This is a genomic window from Nocardioides sp. NPDC023903 (assembly GCF_040639295.1).
Taxonomy (GTDB): domain Bacteria; phylum Actinomycetota; class Actinomycetes; order Propionibacteriales; family Nocardioidaceae; genus Nocardioides.
Genome location: NZ_JBEZZS010000001.1, coordinates 39333 through 63959 on the forward strand (window position 1 = coordinate 39333; position 24627 = coordinate 63959).

General features: G+C 69.4%; 23 protein-coding genes. 13 read left to right on the plus strand and 10 right to left on the minus strand.

Translation table 11 applies throughout. The annotated features are described in order from the left end of the window. The first annotated feature begins 54 nt into the window (after positions 1–54). The gene (gene pulA, locus AB0F44_RS00200; RefSeq protein ID WP_357351510.1) at positions 55–5334 is read left to right on the plus strand and encodes a pullulanase-type alpha-1,6-glucosidase; all 5280 of its coding nucleotides are present in this window, start codon (positions 55–57) and stop codon (positions 5332–5334) included. Positions 5335–5815: 481 nt separating this feature from the next. On the opposite strand, the gene AB0F44_RS00205 is transcribed toward pulA, so the two are convergent. The 3 genes from AB0F44_RS00205 to kstD are packed head-to-tail and all read right to left on the minus strand — an operon-like array spanning position 5816 to position 9896. After that, entirely contained in the window at positions 5816–7288 is a 1473-nt protein-coding gene (locus tag AB0F44_RS00205; RefSeq protein ID WP_357351512.1) for an FAD-binding protein, read from the minus strand. Continuing rightward, positions 7285–8181, minus strand: coding sequence for a MaoC/PaaZ C-terminal domain-containing protein (locus AB0F44_RS00210; RefSeq protein WP_357351513.1), 897 nt, complete (start codon positions 8179–8181; stop codon positions 7285–7287). The genes AB0F44_RS00205 and AB0F44_RS00210 overlap by 4 nt, the downstream gene beginning before the upstream one ends. Continuing rightward, the gene (kstD, locus tag AB0F44_RS00215) at positions 8181–9896 is read right to left on the minus strand and encodes a 3-oxosteroid 1-dehydrogenase (protein WP_357351515.1); all 1716 of its coding nucleotides are present in this window, start codon (positions 9894–9896) and stop codon (positions 8181–8183) included. The genes AB0F44_RS00210 and kstD overlap by 1 nt, the downstream gene beginning before the upstream one ends. A gap of 176 nt (positions 9897–10072) precedes the next feature. Here kstD and hsaA point away from each other — a divergent pair, with 176 nt between their 5' ends. Genes hsaA through AB0F44_RS00250 form a run of 7 tightly spaced genes read left to right on the plus strand, consistent with a single transcriptional unit; the run spans position 10073 to position 15713 of the window. Continuing rightward, entirely contained in the window at positions 10073–11266 is a 1194-nt protein-coding gene (gene hsaA, locus AB0F44_RS00220; RefSeq protein ID WP_357351517.1) for a 3-hydroxy-9,10-secoandrosta-1,3,5(10)-triene-9,17-dione monooxygenase oxygenase subunit, read from the plus strand. A gap of 1 nt (position 11267) precedes the next feature. Then, positions 11268–12170: a 4,5:9,10-diseco-3-hydroxy-5,9,17-trioxoandrosta-1(10),2-diene-4-oate hydrolase gene (gene hsaD, locus AB0F44_RS00225; protein ID WP_357351519.1), complete on the plus strand. Its 903-nt coding sequence runs from the start codon at positions 11268–11270 to the stop codon at positions 12168–12170. Continuing rightward, the gene (gene hsaC, locus AB0F44_RS00230; RefSeq protein ID WP_357351521.1) at positions 12167–13063 is read left to right on the plus strand and encodes an iron-dependent extradiol dioxygenase HsaC; all 897 of its coding nucleotides are present in this window, start codon (positions 12167–12169) and stop codon (positions 13061–13063) included. The genes hsaD and hsaC overlap by 4 nt, the downstream gene beginning before the upstream one ends. A gap of 30 nt (positions 13064–13093) precedes the next feature. After that, positions 13094–13675: a flavin reductase family protein gene (locus tag AB0F44_RS00235; RefSeq protein WP_350720171.1), complete on the plus strand. Its 582-nt coding sequence runs from the start codon at positions 13094–13096 to the stop codon at positions 13673–13675. Between the two features lie 57 nt (positions 13676–13732). Next, positions 13733–14068, plus strand: coding sequence for a metalloregulator ArsR/SmtB family transcription factor (locus AB0F44_RS00240; RefSeq protein ID WP_141804731.1), 336 nt, complete (start codon positions 13733–13735; stop codon positions 14066–14068). Further along, entirely contained in the window at positions 14035–14985 is a 951-nt protein-coding gene (locus AB0F44_RS00245; protein WP_357351524.1) for a cation diffusion facilitator family transporter, read from the plus strand. The genes AB0F44_RS00240 and AB0F44_RS00245 overlap by 34 nt, the downstream gene beginning before the upstream one ends. Then, the gene (locus AB0F44_RS00250) at positions 14982–15713 is read left to right on the plus strand and encodes a cation transporter (protein WP_357351526.1); all 732 of its coding nucleotides are present in this window, start codon (positions 14982–14984) and stop codon (positions 15711–15713) included. The genes AB0F44_RS00245 and AB0F44_RS00250 overlap by 4 nt, the downstream gene beginning before the upstream one ends. A 29-nt stretch (positions 15714–15742) precedes the next feature. Here AB0F44_RS00250 and AB0F44_RS00255 read toward each other — a convergent pair whose 3' ends face one another. Both AB0F44_RS00255 and AB0F44_RS00260 read right to left on the minus strand, forming a co-directional pair. Continuing rightward, on the minus strand, positions 15743–16153 hold the full coding sequence (locus AB0F44_RS00255; RefSeq protein WP_357351528.1) for an RpiB/LacA/LacB family sugar-phosphate isomerase: 411 nt from the start codon (positions 16151–16153) through the stop codon (positions 15743–15745). Positions 16154–16175: 22 nt separating this feature from the next. Next, positions 16176–16628 (minus strand): nuclear transport factor 2 family protein, encoded by a 453-nt coding sequence (locus AB0F44_RS00260; RefSeq protein WP_357351530.1) that lies wholly within the window; start codon positions 16626–16628, stop codon positions 16176–16178. A gap of 87 nt (positions 16629–16715) precedes the next feature. Between AB0F44_RS00260 and AB0F44_RS00265 the strand changes: the two genes are divergently transcribed. Next, positions 16716–17585 carry an alpha/beta hydrolase gene (locus AB0F44_RS00265; RefSeq protein WP_357351532.1) on the plus strand — a complete coding sequence of 290 codons (870 nt, stop codon included), beginning with the start codon at positions 16716–16718 and terminating at the stop codon, positions 17583–17585. Here the strand turns inward: AB0F44_RS00265 and AB0F44_RS00270 are convergent, their stop codons facing one another. Then, on the minus strand, positions 17586–18425 hold the full coding sequence (locus AB0F44_RS00270; RefSeq protein WP_357351534.1) for an LLM class F420-dependent oxidoreductase: 840 nt from the start codon (positions 18423–18425) through the stop codon (positions 17586–17588). It abuts the gene before it with no gap. 62 nt (positions 18426–18487) lie between these two features. Here AB0F44_RS00270 and AB0F44_RS00275 point away from each other — a divergent pair, with 62 nt between their 5' ends. Beyond that, a complete protein-coding gene (locus AB0F44_RS00275; RefSeq protein WP_357351536.1) occupies positions 18488–20095 on the plus strand; it encodes an FAD-dependent oxidoreductase in 1608 nt (535 codons plus the stop codon). A gap of 11 nt (positions 20096–20106) precedes the next feature. Further along, positions 20107–20895, plus strand: a complete 789-nt coding sequence (locus tag AB0F44_RS00280) for an enoyl-CoA hydratase-related protein (RefSeq protein ID WP_357351538.1) — start codon at positions 20107–20109, stop codon at positions 20893–20895. 15 nt (positions 20896–20910) lie between these two features. Here the strand turns inward: AB0F44_RS00280 and AB0F44_RS00285 are convergent, their stop codons facing one another. The 4 genes from AB0F44_RS00285 to AB0F44_RS00300 are packed head-to-tail and all read right to left on the minus strand — an operon-like array spanning position 20911 to position 22710. Further along, positions 20911–21114 (minus strand): hypothetical protein, encoded by a 204-nt coding sequence (locus tag AB0F44_RS00285; protein WP_357351540.1) that lies wholly within the window; start codon positions 21112–21114, stop codon positions 20911–20913. Positions 21115–21120: 6 nt separating this feature from the next. Continuing rightward, entirely contained in the window at positions 21121–21384 is a 264-nt protein-coding gene (locus AB0F44_RS00290) for a hypothetical protein (protein WP_357351542.1), read from the minus strand. After that, positions 21381–22124 (minus strand): metallophosphoesterase, encoded by a 744-nt coding sequence (locus AB0F44_RS00295; RefSeq protein WP_357351544.1) that lies wholly within the window; start codon positions 22122–22124, stop codon positions 21381–21383. The genes AB0F44_RS00290 and AB0F44_RS00295 overlap by 4 nt, the downstream gene beginning before the upstream one ends. Next, positions 22117–22710, minus strand: coding sequence for a hypothetical protein (locus tag AB0F44_RS00300; RefSeq protein ID WP_357351546.1), 594 nt, complete (start codon positions 22708–22710; stop codon positions 22117–22119). The genes AB0F44_RS00295 and AB0F44_RS00300 overlap by 8 nt, the downstream gene beginning before the upstream one ends. A gap of 71 nt (positions 22711–22781) precedes the next feature. Between AB0F44_RS00300 and AB0F44_RS00305 the strand changes: the two genes are divergently transcribed. Both AB0F44_RS00305 and AB0F44_RS00310 read left to right on the plus strand, forming a co-directional pair. Then, positions 22782–23363 carry a helix-turn-helix domain-containing protein gene (locus AB0F44_RS00305; RefSeq protein ID WP_357351548.1) on the plus strand — a complete coding sequence of 194 codons (582 nt, stop codon included), beginning with the start codon at positions 22782–22784 and terminating at the stop codon, positions 23361–23363. Then, positions 23360–24592, plus strand: coding sequence for a cytochrome P450 (locus AB0F44_RS00310; protein WP_357351549.1), 1233 nt, complete (start codon positions 23360–23362; stop codon positions 24590–24592). Before AB0F44_RS00305 ends, AB0F44_RS00310 begins: the two co-directional genes overlap by 4 nt. Positions 24593–24627 lie beyond the last annotated feature (35 nt).

Consider the following 24627-nt stretch of genomic DNA (forward strand, 5'->3'; position numbering starts at 1 on the left):
TCAAAGGTGAATCGAAGAAGTGGCGCACATGGCGCGCCCAGGATCGCAGCGACCGTGCTCGCGACCGCGTTGCTCGCCACGGTGCTGCAGACGGCCACGTCGGAGTCGGCGACCGCCGCCGCCCCGAAGCCGCCGTCGGACGCCAAGCTGGCCGCCGAGCCGGCCCGTCACGAGGCGACGAAGGAGCAGTTCTACTTCGTGCTGCCCGACCGGTTCGCCAACGGCGAGACCGGCAACGACAAGGGCGGACTGACCGGGAGCCGTACCGAGACCGGGTTCGACACAACTGACAAGGGCTTCTACCAGGGCGGCGACCTCCAGGGCCTCACCGAGCGGCTCGACTACATCAAGGGCCTCGGCACCACCGCCATCTGGATGGCGCCGATCTTCAAGAACAAGCCCGTCCAGGGCGAGGGCGCGAACGCCTCGGCCGGCTACCACGGCTACTGGATCACCGACTTCACCCAGGTCGACCCGCACTTCGGCACCAACGAGGACCTCGAGACGCTCGTCGACGAGGCCCACGCCAAGGGCATGAAGGTCTTCTTCGACGTCATCACCAACCACACCGCCGACACCGTCGACTACGCGGAGAAGAAGTACGGCTACCGCCCCAAGGGCGCCTTCCCGTACCTCGACACCGAGGGTCGTCCCTTCGACGACGCCGAGCCCAGCTCGGACGACGCGAAGGTCGACGAGGACTCGTTCCCCTACACCCCGGCCAACACCGGCGAGATGGTGCCCTCCTGGCTCAACGACCCGACGCTCTACCACAACCGTGGCGACTCAACCTGGGAGGGCGAGTCGACCACGTACGGCGACTTCAGCGGCCTGGACGACCTGTGGACCGAGCGCCCCGAGGTCGTCGATGGGATGACGAAGATCTATCAGCGGTGGGTCCGCGACTTCGACATCGACGGCTTCCGCATCGACACCGTCAAGCACGTAGACCTGGACTTCTGGACCGAGTGGGCGACCGCCCTGGACGCGTACGCCGCCGAGCAGGGTCGCGAGGACTTCTTCATGTTCGGTGAGGTCTACTCCGCCGACAGCGACGTCACCTCGCCGTACGTCACCCGCGGCCGTCTCGACGCCACCTTGGACTTCCCGTTCCAGGACGCTGCCCGTGCCTACGCCTCGCTGGACGCTCCGGCCGACCGGCTCGCCAAGGTCTTCGCCGACGACTACAAGTACGCCACGGACAAGGCCAACGCCTACGAGCAGGTGACCTTCCTCGGCAACCACGACATGGGCCGGATCGGCACCTTCCTCGCGGCCGACCACCCCGACGCGACCGACGCCGAGCTCGTCCAGCGCGCCCAGCTCGCCAACGAGTTGATGTTCCTCTCCCGCGGCAACCCGGTCGTCTACTACGGCGACGAGCAGGGCTTCACCGGCGCCGGCGGCGACAAGGACGCCCGCCAGACGCTGTTCGGCTCGAAGGTCGCCGACTATCTCGACGACGACCAGCTCGGCACCGACCGCACGCATGCCGACGACGCGTACGACACCACCCACCCGATCTACAGCTCGATCGCCGCGCTGGCGAAGCTCCGCAAGGACCACCCGGCGCTGACCGACGGCACCCAGAAGGAGCTCTACGCCAAGGACTCCGTCTACGCGTTCTCGCGCACCGGCGAGGACCGGGAGTACGTCGTCGCGGTCAACAACGCCACCGAGGCGAAGACGGTCACCCTGCCCGTGGAGTCCGCCGCCTTCGAGACGATCTACGGCGGCGACGCCACCGAGACCGCGGCCGACGGCACGATCGAGGTGACCGTCCCGGCGCTCTCCTCGGTCGTCCTGCGCGCCGAGGCCGAGCTCCCCGAGGCCACCGCGAAGCCGACCCTGTCGCTGACCGCCCCCGAGGCCGGCGCCACCGACACGGTCACCCTCTCCGCCGACCCGGGGGAGACCTCCGGTGCCCGCGTCGTCTTCGCCGCCCAGGTCGGCAACGGAAAGTGGCGCACGCTCGGCTCGGTCGACCACGCTCCCTACAAGATCACCCAGTACGTCCCCGCGACCGTCGCCGCCGGCACCGCGCTGCGCTACAAGGCGGTGGTCGTCGACCGCGACGGACGCACCGCGAGCGACCTCGCCGAGACCACGGCCGGACAGGCACCCGAGGCCGAGAACCCGAGCGCCGTCGACCGCGACTACGCGGTCGTGCACTACCGGCGGGCCGACGGTGACTACACCGGCTGGACCCTCCGCGCCGGCGATCAGAACAGTGGGTTCAGCGGCCGCGACGCCTACGGCGCCTTCGCCTGGGTGAAGCTCCCCGACGGGGCGTCCTCGGTGACGTACACGGTCGAGAAGGACGGCACCGCCGACGGCGGCGAGCGGACGATCGACCTCGCGGAGACCGGCGAGGTCTGGGTCGAGACCGGCAGCGACGGCCAGCAGACCACCCGGCCCGACGGCGTCTACCCGGCGCCCGACACGTCCAAGGCGGTCATCCACCTGCACCGCGCCGACGGCGACTACGACGGCTGGGGTCTACACACCTGGACCGGCGCCGCCAGTCCGACCGAGTGGTCCAAGCCGCTGCAGCCGACCGGCGAGGACGCGTACGGCGTCACCTTCGAGGTGCCGCTGGTCGACGGCGCCACCTCGCTCAACTACATCGTCCACAAGGGCGACGAGAAGGACATCCCGAACGACCGCTCGCTCGACCTGGCCACGTACGGCCACGAGGTGTGGCTCAACTCCGGTGACACCGGCTACCTGCTGCCGTCGGTCGGCTCGGCACCCGACCTCGACCTGAGCAAGGCACAGGCGCAGTGGATCGACCGGGAGACTGTGGTGCTGCCGAAGGAGATGGCGAGCGGCTCGGCGCTGTCGACGCAGCTGGTCTATGACCGCGACGGCGGCATCACCGTCGAAGACGGCGCACTCAGCAGCGAGGGCCGGTGGCTGCGGCTCCAGACCTCGACGCTGAGCGACGAGCAGAAGGCACGGTTCCCGCACCTGAAGGACTACACCGCGTTCACCGTCGACCCCCGCGACCGCGACCGGATCCGCGAGGCGCTCTTCGGCCAGGTCGTCCTCACCCAGCGCATCGGCAACGGTGCCCTGGTCACGGGCACCGGAGTCCAGACCCAGGGCATCCTCGACGACCTCTACGCCGCGAAGGCGAAGCAGGCGTCGCTCGGTCCGGTGTTCGAGGGCGGCAAGGTCACCCTGTCCGTCTGGGCGCCGACCGCCCACGACGTCAGGCTCGAGCTCGGCGGAAAGACCATGCCGATGCGTCGTGACGAGGCCAGCGGTGTCTGGTCGGCGACCGGCTCAGCCACGGCCTGGCGCGGCATGGAGTACCGCTACGCGGTGACCGTGTGGGCGCCGAGCGTGCAGAAGTTCGTCACCAACATGGTCACCGACCCCTACTCGGTCGCGCTCACCGCCGACTCCGAGCGCAGCCTCATCGTCGACCTCGGCGACAGGTCGCTCGCTCCCAAGGGCTGGACCACCCTGAAGAAGCCGACGGCCGTGGCCATGAAGGACGCCCAGATCCAGGAGCTCCACATCCGCGACTTCTCCGTCGAGGACGTGACCAGCGCTCACCCGGGCGGCTACCTCGCCTTCGCCGACGAGGACAGCGACGGGGTGAGGCACCTGCGGAAGCTCGCCGGGTCCGGCACCTCGTACGTCCACCTGCTGCCGGCCTTCGACATCGCCACCATCCCGGAGGAGAAGGCCGATCAGACCACGCCTGACTGCGACCTCGGGTCCTATGAGGCCGACAGCGAGAAGCAGCAGGAGTGTGTCGCCGCGGCGGCTGCGAAGGATGCGTACAACTGGGGCTACGACCCCTACCACTACACGGTCCCGGAGGGCTCGTACGCCACCGATCCGGACGGCACCGACCGAACCGTCGAGTTCCGGCAGATGGTGAAGTCGCTCAACGAGGACGGCCTGCGCGTCGTCATGGACGTGGTCTACAACCACACCACCAGCAGCGGGCAGGCGAAGACGTCCGTGCTCGACAAGATCGTGCCCGGCTACTATCAGCGGCTCCTGGCCGACGGCTCCGTCGCCAACTCCACCTGCTGCTCCAACACCGCGCCCGAGAACGCGATGATGGGCAAGCTCGTCGTCGACTCGATCCTGACCTGGGCCAAGGAGTACAAGGTCGACGGCTTCCGCTTCGACCTGATGGGGCACCACCCCAAGGCCAACATCCTGGCCGTCCGCAAGGCGCTCGACACCCTCACGCTCGAGAAGGACGGCGTCGACGGAAAGAAGATCATCCTCTACGGCGAAGGCTGGAACTTCGGTGAGGTCGCCGACGACGCCCGCTTCGTCCAGGCCACCCAGAAGAACATGGCGGGCACCGGCATCGCGACATTCAGCGACCGAGCCCGAGATGCCGTACGCGGTGGCGGCCCGTTCGACGCCGATCCGGGTGTCCAGGGCTTCGCGAGCGGCCTCTACACCGACCCCAACACCTCGGCCGCCAACGGAACCGAGGCGGAGCAGCGGGCGCGACTGCTGCACTACCAGGACCTGATCAAGGTCGGGCTGTCCGGCAACCTCGCCGACTACTCGTTCACCGACAGCGCGGGCAACCCGGTGAAGGGCTCGCAGGTCGACTACAACGGCTCGCCGGCCGGCTACGCGGACGAGCCCGGAGACGCGCTCGCCTACGCCGACGCTCACGACAACGAGTCGCTCTTCGACGCGCTCACCTTCAAGCTGCCCGCCGCGACCAGCACGGCGGATCGCTCCCGGATGCAGGTGCTCGCCATGGCCACGGCCGCGCTCTCGCAGGGCCCGGCGCTGTCCCAAGCCGGCACCGACCTGCTCCGCTCGAAGTCGCTGGACCGCAACTCCTACGACTCCGGCGACTGGTTCAACGCCATCCACTGGGACTGCGACTCCGGCAACGGCTTCGGTCGCGGCCTGCCGCCGGCCACCGACAACAAGGACAAGTGGCCGTATGCCAAGCCGCTGCTGGCGTCGACCTCGGCGCCGGGCTGCTCGGACATCGAAGGTGCCTCGGCCGCCTACCAGGACCTGCTGAAGATCCGTACCGACGAGCAGGCCTTCCACCTGTCCACCACCGGCCAGGTCCAGGAGAAGCTCGGCTTCCCGCTCTCGGGGAAGGACGAGACGCCGGGCGTCATCACCATGCGCCTCGGTGACCTCGTGGTCGTCTTCAACGCGACCACGACGACGCAGCAGCAGACGGTGAAGGACGCCGAGCGCGCCGGCTACCGTCTGCACCTGACTCAGGCCGACGGCTCGGACGAGATCGTGAAGTCGTCCTCGTTCGAGGCGGGCACGGGCACCTTCACGGTGCCGGCTCGGACGGTGGCGGTCTTCAGCCGCTGATCCGGACTGGTCGAGAGACGTACGCGGCCCCGGCTCATCGAGCCGGGGCCTGCGGTTTCCTTGCCAGAAAGCTCAGGATCAGGAAGGGCTGTTGCCGGCGATTGCGCCGACCACCACGAGCGTGATGACAACCAGGGCGGCGATGACCATGAGGCCGGCCGGGCTCCGGAAGTCGAACATGGGGATTCCTTTCGGCTAGTTCGGCGACAGGCGTCGACTGGGGACCGATGGCCTGCGGACGCGGCGGGGGAGCCAGCACCGGCGATGCCCGTGGCGTCGCGTATACATAACCAGCCAGGCTCGTGATGCGCGTAGGGTCGAAAGTCCCAAATTTTACTGAAGCCATTCACGTCTGGAGAGATATGTGATATGGCAACAGTTCGCTTGGTGAGCGTCTGCAAAGACTAGCTGGTCGCCGGGGGCAGCGGTCGATCGGTCTCACCGGACGTGCCGAGCTTGTGAGGCCCGTCACCGGAGCCGGTCAGTGTCGGCCCAGCCCGGCCGCATGCCGTCCGGCGCGCCGCCCGAAGTACGAGCCGTCACCGAGCTGCATTCCGGAGGCGTAGCCCTTGGCGTCCTGGGCGAGGTTGGCCGCACAGGCGCCGGCGGCGTAGAGGCCCGCGATCGCGGAGCCGTCCTCACGACGTACCTCTCCTTCGACGGTGGTCGCCAGACCGCCCATGGTGAACCCGGCGTACATCGCCTTGCCGAGGGAGAGATCGTAGGCGCCCCACGGGCCGGTGTCCTGCGGCTCGGTCCACTCCGGCGCCTTGTGGAGCTCCGGGTCCTTGCTGTCGGCGGCGTGGGTGTTGTACGAGGTCAGGGTGGCGTTGAGGGTCTCGAAAGGTACGCCCAGGCCGGCCGACATCTCCTCGACCGTCTCCCAGCCGTCGATGAACGGGCACAGCGGCATCTTCGGGTGCTCGATGTGCGCCGAGTCGACGATCAGGAACGCGGCCGAGTCCGGCTGCTCCATGACGAAGGCGGCCGTACGCGCGTGGTAGGAGTCCTCGGCCACGAACCGCTTGCCGTGCTTGTTGACGATGATCCCGGTGAGCAGGATCGAGGGCGGGTAGAACGGCGCGGTCTGAAACGGCTCGTCCATGAACCGCCAGCGGCCGCCCGCCGAGGCGCCCAGGCGCAGCCCGAGGCCGTCGTCGTAGGTGGAGGCCAGTGGGAAGAGCTTCTCGCTGAGCCTGGGCGTGTGCTCGGCGACCATGTCGGCGTTGCCGACGAAGCCGCCGGCGGCGAGGATCACCGCCTTGGCGCGGATCGCGCCGCGCTCCTCGAACCGGCGCCAGGCCAGCCCGACGACCCGGCCGTCCTCGATCACCAGGTTGGTGGCACCGGTCTCGTAGCGGATCTCTGCCGACGTCTCGGCCAACCGGTCGGCCATCCGGTCGACGACCAGCTTGGCGCCGCCAGTGTCACCCGGGACCGGAACCTTGTGGCCGCGCGGCGCCGGGACGGCGAGGTCGCGGAAGGGGTGGACCTTCTCGTTGCCGGTGTACATCAGCCCCTCGGTGCCGGGCTGGATGACCGCCTTGCCGGGCCAGAAGGTGCGCTCGAACTCGAAGCCGAGCGCCTCGAGCCAGTCGAAGTGCTCCACCGAGTCGTCGCAGTAGGCCCGGATCTTGTCGTCCTCCGGCTCCTTGGAGACCGCGCGGATGTAGTTGAACATCTCCTCGGCCGAGTCCTCGATCCCCGTCGCCTTCTGCACCGCGGTGCCGCCGCCGAGGTAGAAGTGGCCACCGGCCATCGCCGAGGTACCGCCGGGCTCGGCGGCCCGCTCCAGCAGGATCGTGCGGGCGCCCGCACGGGCCGCCTCCAGCGCCGCGGCCCCGCCGGCCACGCCGAAGCCGACCACGATCACATCGGTCTCCTCCGACCAGCCGCCGAACCGCTCCTCGACATCGGCGGGGGAGAGTACGTCGGGCAGTGCCGTTCCGCTCATGCTGCCTCCAGGTAGCAGTCGGCGAGGACCAGGGCGCCGTCGCGGGCCGGGTCTGCCGACGAGATCGTGGCCCTGATCAGGATCTTCCCGGCCTGTTGACCAGTTTCATCCCAGGCCTCGATCGAGATCGTCTCGCCGGGGAAGACGATCCCGGCGAACCGGGCGCTGAACCCGGCGACCCGGGTGGCGTCCCCGTCCAGGAGGAGGGCGGTCGCCTCGCGCAGCACGATGCCGTAGGAGCACAGTCCGTGCAGGATCGGCTTCGGGAAGCCGGCCTTCGCGGCGAAAACGGGGTCGGCGTGCAGCGGGTTGCGGTCGCCGCACAGCCGGTAGAGCAGCGCCTGCTGCTCGGTGACGTCGTACGCAGCCACAGCATCCGGCGCACGGTCGGGAACCGGCAGCGACGTCGACGGCCCGCGCTCACCCCCGAAGCCGCCCTCGCCGCGTACGAAGATCGAGCTCCTGACCGTCCACAATGGATCGCCGGACGGGGTCTTGGCGACGCCCTCCTGGACGATGACGGCGGCCTTTCCCTTGTCCCAGACTTCGGCGATCCGGGTCGAGACGACTGCCTCTCCTGAGGTGGGGATCGGGCCGTCGACGTGGATCTCCTGGGAGCCGTGGAGCACCGAGGCGAGGTCGATGTCGCAGCCCGGCAGGTCGAGCGAGGGTGGCTCGGTGACGTGGAAGGTCGGTGCCACGACCCCGAAGGACGGCAGCACCGTCTGGGCGTCGGAGTCCAGCGTGTAGCGCAGCGCTGCCGGGTCGGTCGCGTCACCGGGACGCGAGCCGGCGCCGATGCCGAGGTGGTAGAGCAGTACGTCGGAGGAGCTCCACGAGAACGACTGGGACGGCAGCTCCGCGCCGATGGCCTTGGTCGGGTCGATGGGCATCAGCTGTGCTCCTTGTCCTGGGGCTTCTGGGACTTCTCGGTCTTCTCGGGCGAGACGGCGCAGTCCTCGGCGGCCAGGTAGCCGAAGACCAGGGCGGGACCGATGGTGGCGCCGGGGCCGGCGTAGGTGCGGCCCATGACGGCGGAGGAGACGTTGCCGGCGGCGTACAGGCCCTCGATGACGGAGCCGTCGGGGCGCAGGACCCGGGCGCGCCTGTCGGTGACCAGGCCGCCCTTCGTGCCGAGGTCGCCGGGAGCCATCTTGACGGCGTAGAACGGCGCCTGGTCGATGACGTTGAGCGAGCAGTTCGGCTTGACGGTGGGGTCGGAGTAGTACTTGTCGTAGGTCGACTCGCCGCGGTGGAAGTCCTCGTCGACACCGGACTCGGCGAAGCCGTTGAAACGGGCCAGGGTCTCGCGCAGGCCGTCGACGGGCACCTCGATCTTCTCGGCCAGCGCCTCCACCGACGAGGCCTTCACGACGACGCCGCTCTTGAGCCAGCGGCCCGGGAAGGGCTGGCCCGGTCCGAGGCCGGCGAAGATGTAGCGGTTGCGGTAGCGCTGGTCGAAGACCAGCCAGGCGGGAACGTGCGAGACGCCTGTCTCCTGCCCCTTGTAGATCTCGTGGACGGCCTCGACGTAGGGGAGTGCCTCGTTCATGAAGCGCTTGCCCGCGCTGTTGACGATGATCGAGCCGGGCAGGTTGCGCTCGGCGAGCGCGAACCACGGCCGCCCGGGGAACGGGATCGTCGGCCCCCACCAGGACTCGTCCATCAGGTCGGTGTCAGCGCCAGCCGCGATCCCGGCCAGGATGCCGCCGCCGGTGTTGGAGAAGGCGCCGGTGGTCCATTCGACGGAGGTCGGGGCGGGTAGGTACTTCTCCCGCATCTCCAGGTTGCGCTCGAAGCCGCCGGAGCCGAGGATCACGCCGCGGCGTGCCCGGATCACCGTCGTCGGGCCGGACTCCCCGTGGCGTACCTCGACGCCGACGACCCGGCCGCCCTCGGTGACGAGGCCGACCAGCTCGGTCTTGTAGCGGACCTCGACGCCAGCATCCAGGAGCCCCTTGCGCAGCCCGATCGCGAGCGCCGCGCCCATGGCGTACATCTTCTTGCCGAGCAGGCCGGCGAGGATCCGAGCGACCGCGATCTTGACCATCGTGATCGGGCCCTTGATCGTGCGCATGCCGAGGCTGATCTTCCGGAAGTCGGCCTGGGTGACGACCATGTTGGCGGGCGACTTCGTATAGGGCGGATGCAGCCGCGAGAGCTCCTCGCCGATCATCCGTGCGTCGAGCGGGACCGGCTCGACGGAGCGGCCGGCGCCGCGGCCGCCGGGGGCCTCGGGGTGGTAGTCGGCGTAGTCGGGGACCCAGCTGAACCGCACCGGCGTCTTCTCGCAGACGAAGGAGAGCACCTCCGGTCCGCGGTCGAGGAACGTCTCGCGCCGGTCGCTGGGCACGACGTCGCCGACGATCGACTCGAGATAGAGGCTGGCGTCCTCGGGGGAGTCCTTCTGGCGGGCCGCTTCGAGGGCGTGGTTGCGCGGGATCCAGACCCCGCCGCCCGAGCGCGACGTCGATCCGCCGAAGTAGGCGCTCTTCTCGATGACGACGGTCTCGAGCCCGTGGCGGCGGGCCGCCGCGAGCGCGGCGGTCATCCCGGCGCCTCCGGCGCCCACGACCACCACGTCGTACGTCTCGTCGGTCTTTCCCATGGTGCTCCCTCAGCTTCGACTGTCCCAGAACTGAAACACGTTCTACCATAGACGAAGGCGCACGAAACACGCCCGGGGACTCGACAAAACTGAAACGTGTTCTAGTATTGATCCATCGGCAGCGCACGAACCGCGCCGTCCGAGGTCATTGGGACACCATGCAGGAAGGCAGAGCGGTGAGCGAACCGACACAGCGCCCCCACAAGGACGCGCAGACCGTCAAGGACGGGGTGCAGGACCTGCTGCCCACGATCAGGGAGCGGGCCGAGGAGACCGAGCGTCTCCGGGTCGTGCCCGAGTCGAGCGTCAAGGAGTTGGAGGAGGTCGGCTTCTTCAAGCTGCTGCAGCCGGCCCGGTTCGGCGGTCTCGAGGCGGACCCGGTCGACTTCTACACCTGTGTGCGCGACATCGCCTCGGCGTGCGGGTCGACGGGTTGGGTCTCCAGCGTCCTGGGTGTGCACCCCTGGCAGATCGCGCTCTTCGACGACGAGGCCCAGCAGGCGGTCTGGGGCGAGGACCCCGACACCCGGGTCTCCTCCTCCTACGCGCCGATGGGCAAGGCGGCGATCACCGAGGGCGGCTTCACGCTCTCCGGCCGCTGGTCGTTCTCCTCCGGCTGCGCACACGCCACCTGGGTGCTGCTCGGCGGCCTCGTCTTCAACGACGAGGGTCAGGTGGTCGACTTCCGTACGTTCCTGGTGCCCCGCGAGCGCTACGAGATCGTCGACGTCTGGAACGTCGTCGGTCTGGCCGGCACCGGCTCCAACGACATCGTGGTCGAGGACGTCTTCATCCCGGAGACCTTCACGCTCTCGATGGGCGAGACCGGACGCTGCAAGGGGCCCGGGCAGGCGGTCAACACCGGTGACCTCTACAAGCTCCAGTTCCACTCGCTGTTCACCACCACGATCACCACGCCGATCATCGGCATGGCCCGCGGCGCCTACGAGGAGCACGTGACCATGCAGCAGAATCGGGTCCGCGCCTCCTACGGCGAGAAGGCGTCCCTGGACCCCTTCGCCGCCGTGCGCGTGGCGACCGCCTCCTCCGACATCGACGCCGCCTGGGCCTTGCTGATGGGCAACATCCGCGAGCAGCAGGCCTACGTCGCTCGTGGCGAGAAGATCCCGATCACCCAGCGGCTGCGGATCCGCCGCGACCAGGTCCTCGGCACCCAGCGGGCGATCGACGCGATCGACCTGCTCTTCGAGGCATCGGGCGGCCGGGCGCTGGCCAACGGCACCCCGCTCCAGCGCGCCTGGCGCGATGCCCACGCGGGTCGTGTCCACGCCGCCAACGACCCCGAGCGGGCGCTGCAGATGTACGGCGCCTCCGAGTTCGGGCACAAGGTCGACCCGGGGATGTACTGAGATGGCGCTCGTGAAGGATGACGTCGCCCGCGACGTCCGGATCAAGACCGAGGCGGCGGGGGAGATCTCGCTGCGCTACTACGACCTCGCCCCAGAAATGGGCACAGCGCCCGAGGACGACCGGCTGCCTCTCGTCATGCTTCACGGCGGGGGTCCCGGGGCCTCGTCGTGGTCAAACTTCGGCTCTGCGCTCGAGGGCTTCGCGGCCGACTTCCGTACGATCCTGGTCGACCAGCCGGGGTTCGGCGCCTCCGACAAGCCGGAGGTGGTGGGCAACTACTACCGCTTCGCCGGCGACGCGGTGATCGCCCTGCTCGACGAGCTGGGCCTGAAGAAGGTGCACCTGCTGGGCAACTCGCTCGGCGGCGGAACCGCGATGCGGATCGCGCTGACCTACCCGGACCGGGTGGGACGGCTGGTGCTGATGGGGCCGGGCGGGCTCTCGCTCAACCTCTTCCATGCCGATCCCACCGAGGGCGTCCAGCGCCTGATGGACTTCTCCGGCGCCCCCACCCGCGAGGCGCTCAAGGCGTTCATCTCGACCATGGTCGTCGACCAGAAGCTGGTCACCGACGAGCTGGTCGAGGAGCGGTTCGCGGACGCGACCGCGCCGGGTGCGCGCGAGGCGATGGCGTCGATGGGGTGGTCGTTCTACAACCCCGAGACCGCCGAGGACGGCATGCTGTGGCGCGAGGCGCACCGGCTGCGCCATCACACGCTGCTCACCTGGGGACGCGAGGACCGGGTCAACCCGCTCGACGGCGCGTTCCCCGCCCTGAAGCTGATCCCCAAGGCGCAGCTGCATGTCTTCCCGCGTTGTGGGCACTGGGCACAGATCGAGGCGGCCGACGAGTTCCGCGAGATCGCGGTCAACTTCTTGAAGCGGCACAAGGAGCGCGCATGATCGACATCAAGTCCATGGGCTACGTACGCGTCACGAGCACCGACCTGGAGGCGTGGCGTACGTTCGCGGAGAAGGTCCTCGGCCTGGTGACGGCCAAGGGGCAGAATCCGGAGCACCTCTACTACCGCATCGACGAGGTCTCGGCGCGACTCGTGATCGAGCCCGGCGAGGTCGACCAGCTCAGCTGCGTCGGCTGGGAGGTCGCCGACCACACCGCGCTGGCGCAGGCCCGCGAGCACCTGGAGAAGTCCGGGGTCGAGGTGGAGGAGGGGACTCCCGAGGAGCTCGCCGAGCGCCGGGTGCAGGAGATGCTGCGCTTCCGTGACCCCTTCGACAATGTCTTCGAGCTCTTCCACGGCATCACCTACGAGCGCCGTCCCGCGGTCTCGCCCTACGGCCACACCTTCGTGACCGGCGAGCAGGGGATGGGCCACGTGGTGATCCCGGTCTCCGACGACGTCGAGGCGCTGGAGTTCTACCGCGACACGCTCGGGTTCCGGCTGCGCGACTCGATGAGCATGCCCGGCGAGTTCGCCGGCAAGGAGCCCGGCACGAAGATCTGGCTGCGCTTCCTCGGGATCAACCCGCGCCACCACTCGCTGGCGTTCCTGCCGTTCCCCAACGACTCCAAGTGCGTCCACATCATGCTCGAGGTCGACAAGCTCGACGACGTCGGCCGGGCGCTGGAGCGGGTGAAGAAGTACGGCGCGAAGCTCTCGGCGACGCTCGGGCGGCACATGAACGACGAGATGGTCTCCTTCTACGTGAAGTCGCCGGGTGGTTTCGACATCGAGTTCGGCACCGAGGGACTGCAGGTCGACGACCAGAAGTGGGTCGCCCGGGAGTCCACGGCCGTCTCGTACTGGGGTCACGACTTCGGCGTAGGCCAGTGATCGGGTATGCGTATAGAGGTGCCTGATGGGATGTCTCCCGATGCCGCCGAGAGCTGGCCGCATCCGGAGCTGATCGAGTCCTTCCACGGTCGCTTCGACTTCGAAGCGCCACCGTCTCCACCGGAGACCCCTGCCGACGCCGAGGCGGATGCCCGGTTCCGTACGGTGCTCGGCCGGTTCGCCTCAGGGGTCACCGTGATCGCCGCGCAGACCGCGGAGGGACCGGTCGGGATGACCTGCCAGTCGTTCTCCTCGGTGTCGCTGCGGCCGCCGCTGATCCTCTTCGCGCCGACCAAGTCCTCGCGCGCCTGGGCCCGGATCCGTCGCGCCGGGCACTTCTCGGTCAACATCCTCGCCGCCGGCCAGGAGGCCGTCTCGAACCAGTTCGCCTCACGCGCCGCGGACAAGTACGCCGACATCTCCTGGACCCCGTCGGCCCATCACGGCGACCCGCACCTCGACGGAGCCGTCGGCTATCTCGACTGCGCCGTCCACTCGGTCCACGAGGAGGGTGACCACTACCTCGTCGTCGGCCGCGTCCTGGACCTCGAGGAGGGCGCCGCCACCGAGCCGCTGCTCTTCTTCCGCAGCAACTACCGGGAGCTGGACTGATCGCTCCTCTCATGGTTCAGCTTTTGCTGAATACATGTTTCGCTGTACTGTCGCGGCATGGTCACCGCCACCACCTCCTCTCTGGATGCGCTCGCCCGGTTCGGGCACGCCCTCTCCGATGCCACCCGAGCCCGGGTCCTGATGCAGCTGCGCGAGGGCCCGGCCTACCCGGCCGAGCTGTCCGAGTCGCTGGGCGTGACGCGTCAGTCGATGTCGAACCACCTGGCCTGCCTGCGCGGCTGTGGCCTGGTCGTCGCAGTCCCCGAGGGCAGGCGTACGCGTTACGAGCTCGCCGACGGCCGCCTCGCGCACGCGCTGGCTGATCTGCACGACCTGATCCTGGTCACCGACCCGGAGGCGTGCCGCGACTCCGCCGAGCAGGGCTGCTGCTGATGGGCCACGGACACGGGCACGGGCACGGCGCCGCTGTGGGCCACGCCGGCGGCAGGCACCGGTGGCGGCTGGCCGTCACCTTCGCCATGGTGGCGGCGTTCCTGGTGGTCGAGCTCGTCGCGGGCCTGTGGTCGGGGTCGCTGGCACTGATCTCCGACGCCGGCCACATGACAGCGGACGTCGTCGCGCTGGGTGCGGCGCTGGTCGCGACCCGGATCGCCACGCGCGCCGACACCACCGGTCGTCGCACGTACGGCTCCTACCGGGTCGAGGTGTTCGCCTCCGGCCTGACCGTCCTGGTGATGCTCGGGGTCGCGGTGTATGTCGTGCTCGAGGCGATCGGCCGCATCGGGGTGGGATCCGAGGTCCAGACCGGGGCGATGCTCGTGGTCGGCGCCATCGGCCTGGCCATCAACCTGGTCTCGATGCTGCTCCTGCGCGCGGGCGCGAGCGAGTCGCTCAACCTCAAGGGCGCCTACTTCGAGGTGGTCGCCGATGCCGCCGGAAGCGTCGGCGTGATCGTGGCCGGACTGCTGGTCGCCGCCACCGGGCAGCCGTTGTGGGACACCGCCGTGGCTGTTGCGATCGGGGTCTTCGTCGCCGTACGTGCCGTCGCCCTGGGCCGTCAGGTCCTGGCGGTGCTCGGCCAGCACGTCCCCGAGGGCATGGAGGTCGACCAGGTCGTCGCCGACCTCGAAGCCGTCCCGGGCGTGGGCGGCGTCCATGACCTGCACGTGTGGACGTTGACCTCCGGGATGCACGTCGCCACCGCTCATCTCGTCCTGGATGCCGGCACCGATGCTCAAACCGTGCTGGCCGAGGCGCAGACCGCGCTCGCCACCCGGCACCAGATCGAGCATGCGACCCTCCAGACCGAGACCGCCCCCACCCGACAGTGCCATGAGGTGAACTGGTGAGCTCCGACCTTCCGATCCATGTCATCGGCCGACGCGAGGATGTGCCGCCGCCGGTCTCGGGCCCCGATCCGTCTCGCAGGGCTGCCCTGGTGCGACGCGTCCGCCTCCTGGTCGCCTTCACCATCGCCTACAACGTGATCGAGGCGGTGGTGGCGATCTCGGCCGGAGCAATCGTCGGCTCGGCAGCGCTCCTCGGCTTCGGTCTCGACTCGGTCATCGAGGTCTCGTCCGCTCTCGCTGTCGCCTGGCAGTTCGCCGGCCGCGATCCAGAAGCCCGCGAGAAGGTCGCGCTGCGGATCATCGCGTTCTCGTTCTTCGGCCTCGCTGCCTTCGTCACCTTTGACGCCGTCACCAGCCTGATCGCAGGACACGCCGCCGACCATTCCAGTCTCGGCATCGGCATCGCGGCGCTCAGCCTGCTCGTCATGCCCGCCGCCTCCTGGATCCAGCGCCGCACCGGCAACGAGCTCGGCTCCCATTCCGCTGTGGCCGACTCGAAGCAGACGCTGCTGTGCACCTACATGTCCGCGGCTCTGCTCGTGGGCCTGCTCGCCAACAGCGCCTGGGGCTGGTGGTGGGCTGATTCGGTCGCCGCGCTCGTCATCGCCGCCCTCGCCGTAGGGGAGGGGATCAACGCCTGGCGCGGTGAGGTCTGCTGCTCTCCGGCGGGAGCCCTAGGCGGCCAAGACGACCACGACGGCTGCGGCAACGGCTGCGCCTGCTGCTGATCGGGCAGTCCTCGGGTGCCTGGCGGGGCTCACAGCTCGTCGAGGCGCTTGATCGCGGCTGCTTCCTCGGGGTCGGGATCGGTCTCGTCGAGGAAGGCTCGGGTGACCTCGACCGCGACATCGGGGGCGAGACGCTTGAGGCTCATCGCCAGAACGTTGGCGTCGTTCCACAGGCGCGCGTTGCGGGCGATCCAGGGCTCCCAGGCGAGGGCGGCGCGTACGCCGGGGACCTTGTTGGCGGCGATCGCCGTGCCGGTCCCGGTCCAGCACATCACCACGCCGACGTCGGCGCGGCCCTCGACGACCGCCCGGCCGATCCCGGCGCCGAGGTCGGGCCAGGAGTCGGTCTCGACGACCTCGACCTCCCCGCGCTCCCGCAGCTCGGTGAGCACTGCTCGGGTCGTCTCGTTCTCGTCGTCGGTTCCGAAGGCGATCCGCATGGTGCCGAACCTACCGCCGTTCTCAGGCGTGCGTGGCCGGTCCGCCGGGTCCGGTGAACTTCGCGTGAGGCTGGTCCTTGAGGCTGGTGGTGAGCTCCCAGGTGCGCTGGTAGCCGGTGTGGGCGATGCGCCAGCCCTGCGGCGTACGGACGTAGCGGTCCTCGTAGAAGGCGGCGCCCTCGAGGGCGAAGTCGAAGGCGGGGGCGAAGACCTTGTCGTAGAGATACCAGCGGCCGGTGGCCGCCTCGCCGTCGACCGCGATCTCCGGGTGGTGGAGGTGGTGCATCGTGATGATCTCCGCCGGCAGGTTGGTCCGCATGTAGTCGACCAGCTCGGTGGGCGAGGTGAAGGAGAGCCCGGCGTAGTCGGCGGTGGCGTCATCGCTGAAGCAGGTGGCGAACTCGTCCCACTGCTTGGTGTCGAGTAGGCGTACGTAGCGGTACTTGAGCTGCTCTATCTCGCTGATGTCACTCATGAGCCGATCCTAGTAGAACGTGTTCTATTTTGGGCGGTGTCTGCGCGAGCTGTGGGCTGACGTTCGGCCATCGGTCGGCCGTACGTCATGACGAAGACCGCCGCCGAGGTGCAGGATCGCGGTGTGGACGCGATGGTCGAGCTGCGCCAGCGGCGGGCGGCGCTGTTGGCGAACCGCCGCCTGACCTGGGTCTTCGGAACGGACGACCCAGGCGTGGTGGTGCATGAGGCCTGGGCCGGCGAGATCCGGCTGCGGGTCCACATCCCGCGTGCCCTGGCCTCGGGACGGCCGATCGTGCTGGCCTTCCATGGCGGCGGATGGTGCTGGGGGTCGCCCGAGCAGTCGCGCTGGATGGCCGGCCGGATCGCGGCCCGCATCGGAGCCGTCGTGGTCGCCCCCGCCTATCGGCTCGCGCCGGAGCATCCCTATCCGGCGGCGGTCGAGGACTGCTGGAGCGTGCTGACGTGGGCCGTGGCGAACGCCGACGACCTCGGCGCGGACCCGGCGAGGATCGCCGTGCTGGGCGACAGCGCCGGTGGAACGCTGGCCGCGGTCCTGGCGCTGCGCGCCCGTGACGAGGGCGAGTCGCGGATCCGCGGTCAGGTGCTCATCTACCCGCTTGTCGATCTCGTCGGCCTGCGTGGTCCGGGCCTGGGCGGGATCGTGGAGCACTATCTCGGCAAAGACGGGTCCCTCGCCGAGGAGTGGTCGGTCTCGCCGCTGCGGGCGACGTCCCACGAAGGCCTGCCGCCCGCCCTGGTGCTCACCGCGCGGTTCGACCCGATGCGCTCGCACGCCGAGCGCTACGCCACGGCGCTGCGTACGGCTGGGGTGGAGGTCACCGTGCACTGCCCGCGGCTGGCGACCCATGCCTATCTCACGCTGCCGGGAATCTCGCCGGCCTCGCGAGGCGGTCTGGACCGGATCGTCGGGTTCCTGCGCGAGCGGCTCGGCTGATCAGCCGAGGTCGAGCCTGCCCGCCAGCTTGTCGAGATAGGTGAGTACGCCGGCCGGATCGGTGTCGGGCACGCCCCAGATCAGCTCGTCGGCCACCGACCACTCGGCCAGGTCGTCGGGTGTCGGCCGCTTCGCGACGAGCACGCGGACCTCGGGCTTACCCTCGCGGCCGGCCGACTCCCATTCGTCCTGCAGCGTCTTCACCTTGTCGCCGATGCCGGCCTCGGTCGGGGTCGACATCCAGCCCTCCGCGTTGCGGGCGATCCAGCGCAGCGTCTTGGGGCCGCCGCCGGCGCCGACGATCGTCGGGATCCGGCCCTGCGGTGGCTTGGGGTAGGCCCATGAGGGGCCGAAGGAGACGAACTCACCCTCGTAGGCCGCCTCCTCCTCGGTCCACAGTGCGCGCATCGCCTCCAGGTACTCCTTCAGTGCGGTGCGCTTGCGGTCGCCCGGGATGCCGTGGTCGGCGAGCTCGTCGGTGTTCCAGCCGAACCCGACGCCCAGCGAGACTCGGCCGCCGGAGAGGTGGTCGAGGGTCGCGATGGTTTTGGCGAGCGTGATCGGGTCGGACTCGACCGGCAGCGCGACGGCTGTGGAGAGCCCGATCCTCGAAGTCACTGCGGCGCATGTCCCGAGCGTGACCCAGGGGTCGAGCGTACGCAGGTAGCGGTCGTCGGGGAGCTCGGTGCCGCCGGTGGGGTGCAGGGCGTCGCGGCGCACCGGGATGTGGGTGTGCTCGGGCACGTAGAACGTGTCGAAACCGCGCTCCTCGGCGGCGGAGGCGAGCTCGGCGGGCGCGATGCCGCGGTCCGAGGTGAACAGGACGATGCCGTGGCGCATGACACAACAGTAGAACGTGTTCTAGTCTTTGCGGAAGGGATCGCCGGGAGAGAGAAGTGAACATGGAAGCCGACTACATCGTCGTAGGCGCCGGGAGTGCGGGCTGCGCCACCGCCCGCAGGCTGGCCGAGAGCGGTGCCAGCGTGATCGTGATCGAGGCGGGCGGCAAGGACACCGCCTTCGGGATCAAGAACCTGCTCGAGCTCCCCGGCGCGGTCGCCGCGATGCTCTCCACGCCACAGCTGAAGAAGCTGGTCGATTGGGGCTACAAGTCGGTTCCGCAGAGCGCCGCCCTCGACCGGGTCATCCCGATGACCCGCGGCAAGGTGCTGGGCGGCTCATCCTCGATCAACGGCATGCTCTGGGTGCGCGGCAACCGCCAGAACTTCGACGACTGGGCGGCCGACGGCGCGACCGGATGGTCCTACGACGACGTGCTGCCGGCGTTCAAGCGGATGGAGGACTTCGAGGGCGGTGGCGACGAGTTCCGCGGTGAGGGCGGACCGGTGAAGGTGCGCTACCAGAAGGACCTCACCCCGGCGACGCAGTCCTGGCTCGACGAGGCGCCGAAGCGGCTCGGCGTCGGCGCTCTCGACGACTACAACGGCAAGGAGCAGGAGGGCGTCGGCGTCGTCCAGCTCAGCGCCTCCGAGGGGCGTCGCTACTCGGCGTCCAAGGCCTACCTGCGCGAGCAGCCGCTGGACAACCTGCTGATCCTGACCAAGGCCCAGGTCACCCGCGTACGGATCGAGGGCTCGCGCGCCACCGGCGTCGAGGTCGTCGGTGCCGACGGCGACAAGCAGACCATCCGGGCAACTCGCGAGGTCATCGTGGCGGCCGGCGTCTACGGCTCGCCGCATCTGCTGATGCTCTCCGGAATCGGTCATTCCGACCACCTCCGCGACCACGGCATCCAGGTCCACGCCGACCTTCCCGTCGGCGACAACTTCCACGACCACCTCTTCGTGCCGGTCTCGTTCCGAATGGATTCGGCGCTGCGGCGGCCCACGCCCGCCTACTTCGCCGCCGGCTTCGCGAAGTCGCGGCTCACCCGCAAGGGCTGGGCGGCCGGGTCGCAGTTCGAGGCCTTTGGCTTCGTACGCAGCGCCCTGGCCGGTCAGGTCCCCGACCTGCAGCTGCACGTCCTCTACTGGGTCTACCCGTTCCCGAACCAGGACGGCGAGAAGGCCATCCGGCCACCGACGAGCAAGCCCGGCCTGTGCATCCTGCCGACGCTGATCTACCCCGAGAGCCGCGGCACCGTACGCCTGGCCAGCGCCGACCCGCTCGCACACCCGCTGCTCGACCCGGCCTACCTGACCTCGGGCAAGGATACGGAGGTGCTTCTCGACGGCATCGCGAAGGTGCGCGAGATGATGGTGGGCCTCGGGGACAGCCAGGGCGAGATCTCGCCCGGACCGTCGTACGCCACCGACGAGGCGACCCGTGAGCTGCTGCCCAACATCGTGCACAGCGTCTACCACGGCGTCGGCACCTGCCGGATGGGGTCGGACGAGCGCGCCGTGGTCGACCCGTCTCTGCGGGTGCTGGGCATCGACGGCCTCCGCGTCGCCGACGCGAGCGTGATGCCCTCGATCACCGGCGGCAACACCAACGCACCCTCGATCATGATCGGGGAGCGCGCCGCCGACCTGATCCTCGGCCGATAGGAGACCCCCGCATGTCAGACCTGCTGCTGAGCCAGGACCGCGACCGCGTCCGTACCCTCACGCTCAACCGTCCCGACCAGCTCAACGCGTTCAGCCAGGCGCTCTATGTCGCCCTGGCCGAGGCGCTCCGCGAGGCCGACGAGGACCCGGAGGTGGCCGTGGTGCTGCTGACGGGGTCCGGTCGGGCCTTCTCGGCCGGGACCGACCTGGTCGAGATGAAGGAGACCGCCTCGGGTGGCGACGAAAGCGCCGCCCACGGGTTCATCGGCCTCGTCGACTCCCTGGCCGGGTTCTCCAAGCCGCTGGTCGTCGCCGTCAACGGGCTGGGGCTCGGCATCGGCGTGACCCTCCTCGGCTTCGCGGACCTGGTCCTCGCCTCGACGAAGGCGAGGTTCAAGACGCCATTCACGACGCTCGGGGTTGCGCCGGAGGCGGCGTCCAGCTTCCTGTTCCCGCGGCTGATCGGACGTCAGAACGCCGCCTGGATGCTGATGTCGGGGGAGTGGTTCAGTGCCGAGGAGGCCCACGAGATGGGCCTCGTCTGGCGGGTCACCGAGCCCGAGGAGCTCCTCGAGGTCGCTTGGGATCACGCAGCCACGCTCGCCGCGAGGCCGATCAGCAGCCTGGTCGCCGTCAAGGAGACGATGACCGCGTCGCTGCGCCCCGGCATCGAGGCTGCCCGAGAGCTCGAGAACGCCAAGTTCGCCGAGCTGCTCGGCGGGCCTGCCAACATCGAGGCGCTCGTCGCCTTCGCCGAGGGGCGGGAGCCCGACTTCACCAGGCTTCCGCCTGGCGTCTGAGCGGGCTCAGCGGGCTCAGCGGGCTCGGTGGGCTCCGTGGGGTCGCTGGTCGAAACTCCCGTACCGGTCGCTGCCGTCGAGATGGTACTTGCGTTCCATCTCGGTCAGGTCGTCCTCGATCTGGTGGCTACGGCGCCGGTCGAGGAGCGCGGCGATGAGGGTCAGGACGCTCCAGAACAGGATCATCCCGATCACGACCGCAACGATGGTGCCGTTCATCGATGATCAGCTCCTTCGTGGTGGGTCTATCTGCTCGTGCTGCGGTCCGCCCGGACCGGGCTCGGCGCTGAGCACGATGTAGTCGACGATGTCGAGCCCGGTGTCGTGCTCCTTGATGATCTCGAGGACCGTGGACCGGCGCTCCTCGGAGGCCACCTCGCCGGAGACGACGAGGTTGTCGCCGCGTACCCGGAGCCGGATGCCCAGCTCGTTCGTGCGCGGGTCGGTCGCGATCTCGCGCTCGAGATCTCGCGTCTGCTGCTCGTTCATGCCGACCTCCTGGGGACGACGTCGTAGACACGGAACGCTGACTGGATGACCGGTTGGGCGACATTTCGTACGGGCACCCCGGCCGGGGTGATGCCCTTCTCGCGCCCGGCGTGGGCGTGGCCGTGGACAGCCAGGTCCACACCCGTCTCGTCGATCGCCTCGCCGAGCCGGTAGTTGCCGAGGAACGGCCAGATCTCCTTCGGCTCGCCGATCAGCGTGTCGTCGACGGGAGCGAAGTGGGACAGCGCGACGGTGACGTCCGGCTCCTCGGCGGCGAGGTCGTCGAGGGCGCCGCGCAGGAGGGCGGCGGTCTCGATGCCGTGCCCGGTGAAGGCCTTCATCTCGGGTTCGCCGAAGTCCGCTGCGCACCGGCCGACGAAGCCGAGGCAGAAGCCCTTGATGCCGGCGACGCCGAGGCGGCCGGCATCCGTGTCGATGGTGGTCGAGGTGCCTTCGAGGACGGTCACCCCGCGGTCCTCCAGCAGCCGGACGATGTCGCGCTCGGCCCCGGAGTGGTAGTCGTGGTTGCCGAGGACGACCAGGACGGGCACGTCGGCGGCGTCGAACTCGTCGGCGAACGCCTCGGCCTCCTCGACCGTCCCGTGCTGCGTGAGGTCTCCGGCGACCAGCAGCGCGTCGGCCTCCTCGGAGATGTCCGTGAGCAGCGGCGCGTAGCGGCCGCGCAGGTCGTCGGCCAGATGTACGTCACCCACTGCTGCCACACGAATCGGGTCAGGCATCATCGCCTCCAATACTGCTTCCTTCCGTGATGGCGAGCGCGTCGAGCAGGCCGATCGCAGTCTGTGCGAAGGGGCTTCTCTTCGCCTCCTGTCGCACCAGCCGCCAGTCGATCTGCTCGCGCAGGGCACGTGCGGAGCCGAGAATCGGGGACAGGTCGCAGGCGTGCTCGCTCAACGCCAGCATCCGCGAGATGAGCAGGTCCGTCGAGGACATGACGGGCATGGTGACGGAGTCGACCGGCAGGTCGGTGCACCGCACCAGCAGCTCCTCGTCGACGGGCCCGGTCGGGAGCCGGTGGATCAGGTCGACGACCACGGTCTCGCGACCGACCTTCACCAGCCAGTCCTCGGGGGCGTCGACCGCCTCCATCCCGCTAAGAACCAGTGCGCGCACGGCGTCCTCGACGCACTCCTGCGGGAGTACGAAGTCCACGTCGTGGGTGCTCTCCGGTCCGCCTCGCGTCCACACCGCGTACCCGCCGGCGAGTGCGAACGGGATCTCGGCGGCCTTCAGTGTCGCGCCCACCAGCTTGAGGACGTCGCGTTGTCGCTGGAACTCCTCGCCCAGCACGTCTGTTCTCGGCATGTCAGTGCGGTACCCCGATCGGGTCTGGTTCACCCCTTGCCCGAAACGAGAACGTGTTCTAATCTGGACACGTGTCCAGCGCAGCTAGCACCCGCCAGGCGGAGACGGTCGAGCGAGTTTTCGCCGCAGGTCTGGCGGAGTTGCGCGAGGTCGGGCACGAGGCACTGACCATCCGTTCGGTCGCCGCGCGGGCCGGGGTCTCCCCGGCGACGGCGTACACCTACCTCGCCTCCCGGAACCACCTCTTCGCCGAGCTCTTCTGGCGTCATCTGGCCCAGACGCCGGTTGTCGAGGAGACCGGGTCCCGCGTGGAGCGGGTGCAGGCGGCCGTTGGCGGTCTGACGACGCGGATCGCGGAGGAACCGGCGCTCGCGGCGGCGGTGACGCCGGCGCTGCTGGGCAGCGACTCCGACGTCGAGCGGCTGCGGCTGCGGATCGGGGCCGAGTTCGCTGCCCGGTTCGAGGCGGCGCTCGGCGACGGTGCGGCTGACGCGGAGCGCGAAGCCCTGCTGCTCGCCTTCTCCGGGGCGCTGCTGCAGGCGGGCATGGGCCTGATGACCTACGACGAGATGGCCGACCGGCTCGCCCCGGTCGTCGCCGTGATCGTCGGCCGAGATGCGGTGTATCGAGCCTGTCGAGATGGAGTGAGATGACGAGCACCACCACCGAGATCTTCGACCCCTACGACTACGACTTCCACGAGGACCCTTACCCGGTCTATGCCCGGCTGCGGGACGAGGCGCCGCTCTACTACAACGCCTCCGACGACTTCTGGGCGCTCTCCCGGCATGCCGACGTGCACGCCGCGGTGAAGAACGACATCACCTTCTCCAACCGGATGGGGGTCTCGCTCGACGCCAGCGCCTGGAACGCCGACGCCCACCGGGTGATGTCCTTCCTGGCCCTGGACGGCAAGGAGCAGACCCGGCTGCGGAAGCTGGTCTCGGCCGGGTTCACGCCCCGCCGCGTACGCGAGCTCACCCCGCGGATCCAGGCGCTCGCCGACCACTATCTCGACGGGTTGCTCGCGGCCTGCGCCGAGACGGGAGAGGCGGACTGGATCGCCGAGCTCGCCGGCAAGCTCCCGATGGATGTCATCTCGGAGATGATGGGCGTCCCCGTCGCCGACCGCGACGAGGTGCGGCGCCTGGCCGACCTGGTGGTGCACCGTGAGGACGGCGTACGCGACGTGCCGGAGGCCGGGATGACGGCCGCGCTGGAGCTGATCGGCTACTACGCCGAGATGGTCGCGCAGCGGCGCAAGCAGCCGAGCGAGGACCTCACCTCGGCGCTCATCGAGGCCGAGGTCGATGGCGACCGGCTGCTCGACCACGAGGTGATCGCGTTCCTGTTCCTGATGGTCGTGGCCGGCAACGAGACCACCACCAAGCTTCTCGGCAACGCGCTCTTCCACCTCGGCGCCCACCCGTCGCAGCTCGCCGAGGTGTTCGCTGATCCCGAGGACACCGCGCCGGTGGGCTCGTGGATCGAGGAGACCCTGCGACATGACACCTCCAGCCAGATGCTGGCCCGCTACGTCGCCGAGGACGTCGAGCTCCACGGCCAGGTCGTCCCGGCCGGGTCGAAGCTGCTGGTGCTGCTCGGTTCGGCCAACCGCGACGAGCGCGTCTTCGCCGCTCCGGATGTCTTCGACATCCATCGCCCCTCCGACGAGCTCGGCAGGATCATGAGCTTCGGCGTCGGCCGGCACTTCTGTCTCGGCGCCAACCTCGCCCGTCTCGAGGCTCGGGTCGTGCTGGCAGAGCTGGTGCGGCGTACGTCTGGGTTCGAGGTCCACGCCGAGCGCTCGGTCCGGGTCCACTCCACGAGCGTGCGCGGCTTCGCCACGCTGCCCGTCACGTTCACCCGGAGGGTGCGATGAGAGGGGCGGATGCTCACCGAGGTAACTCGGTCAGC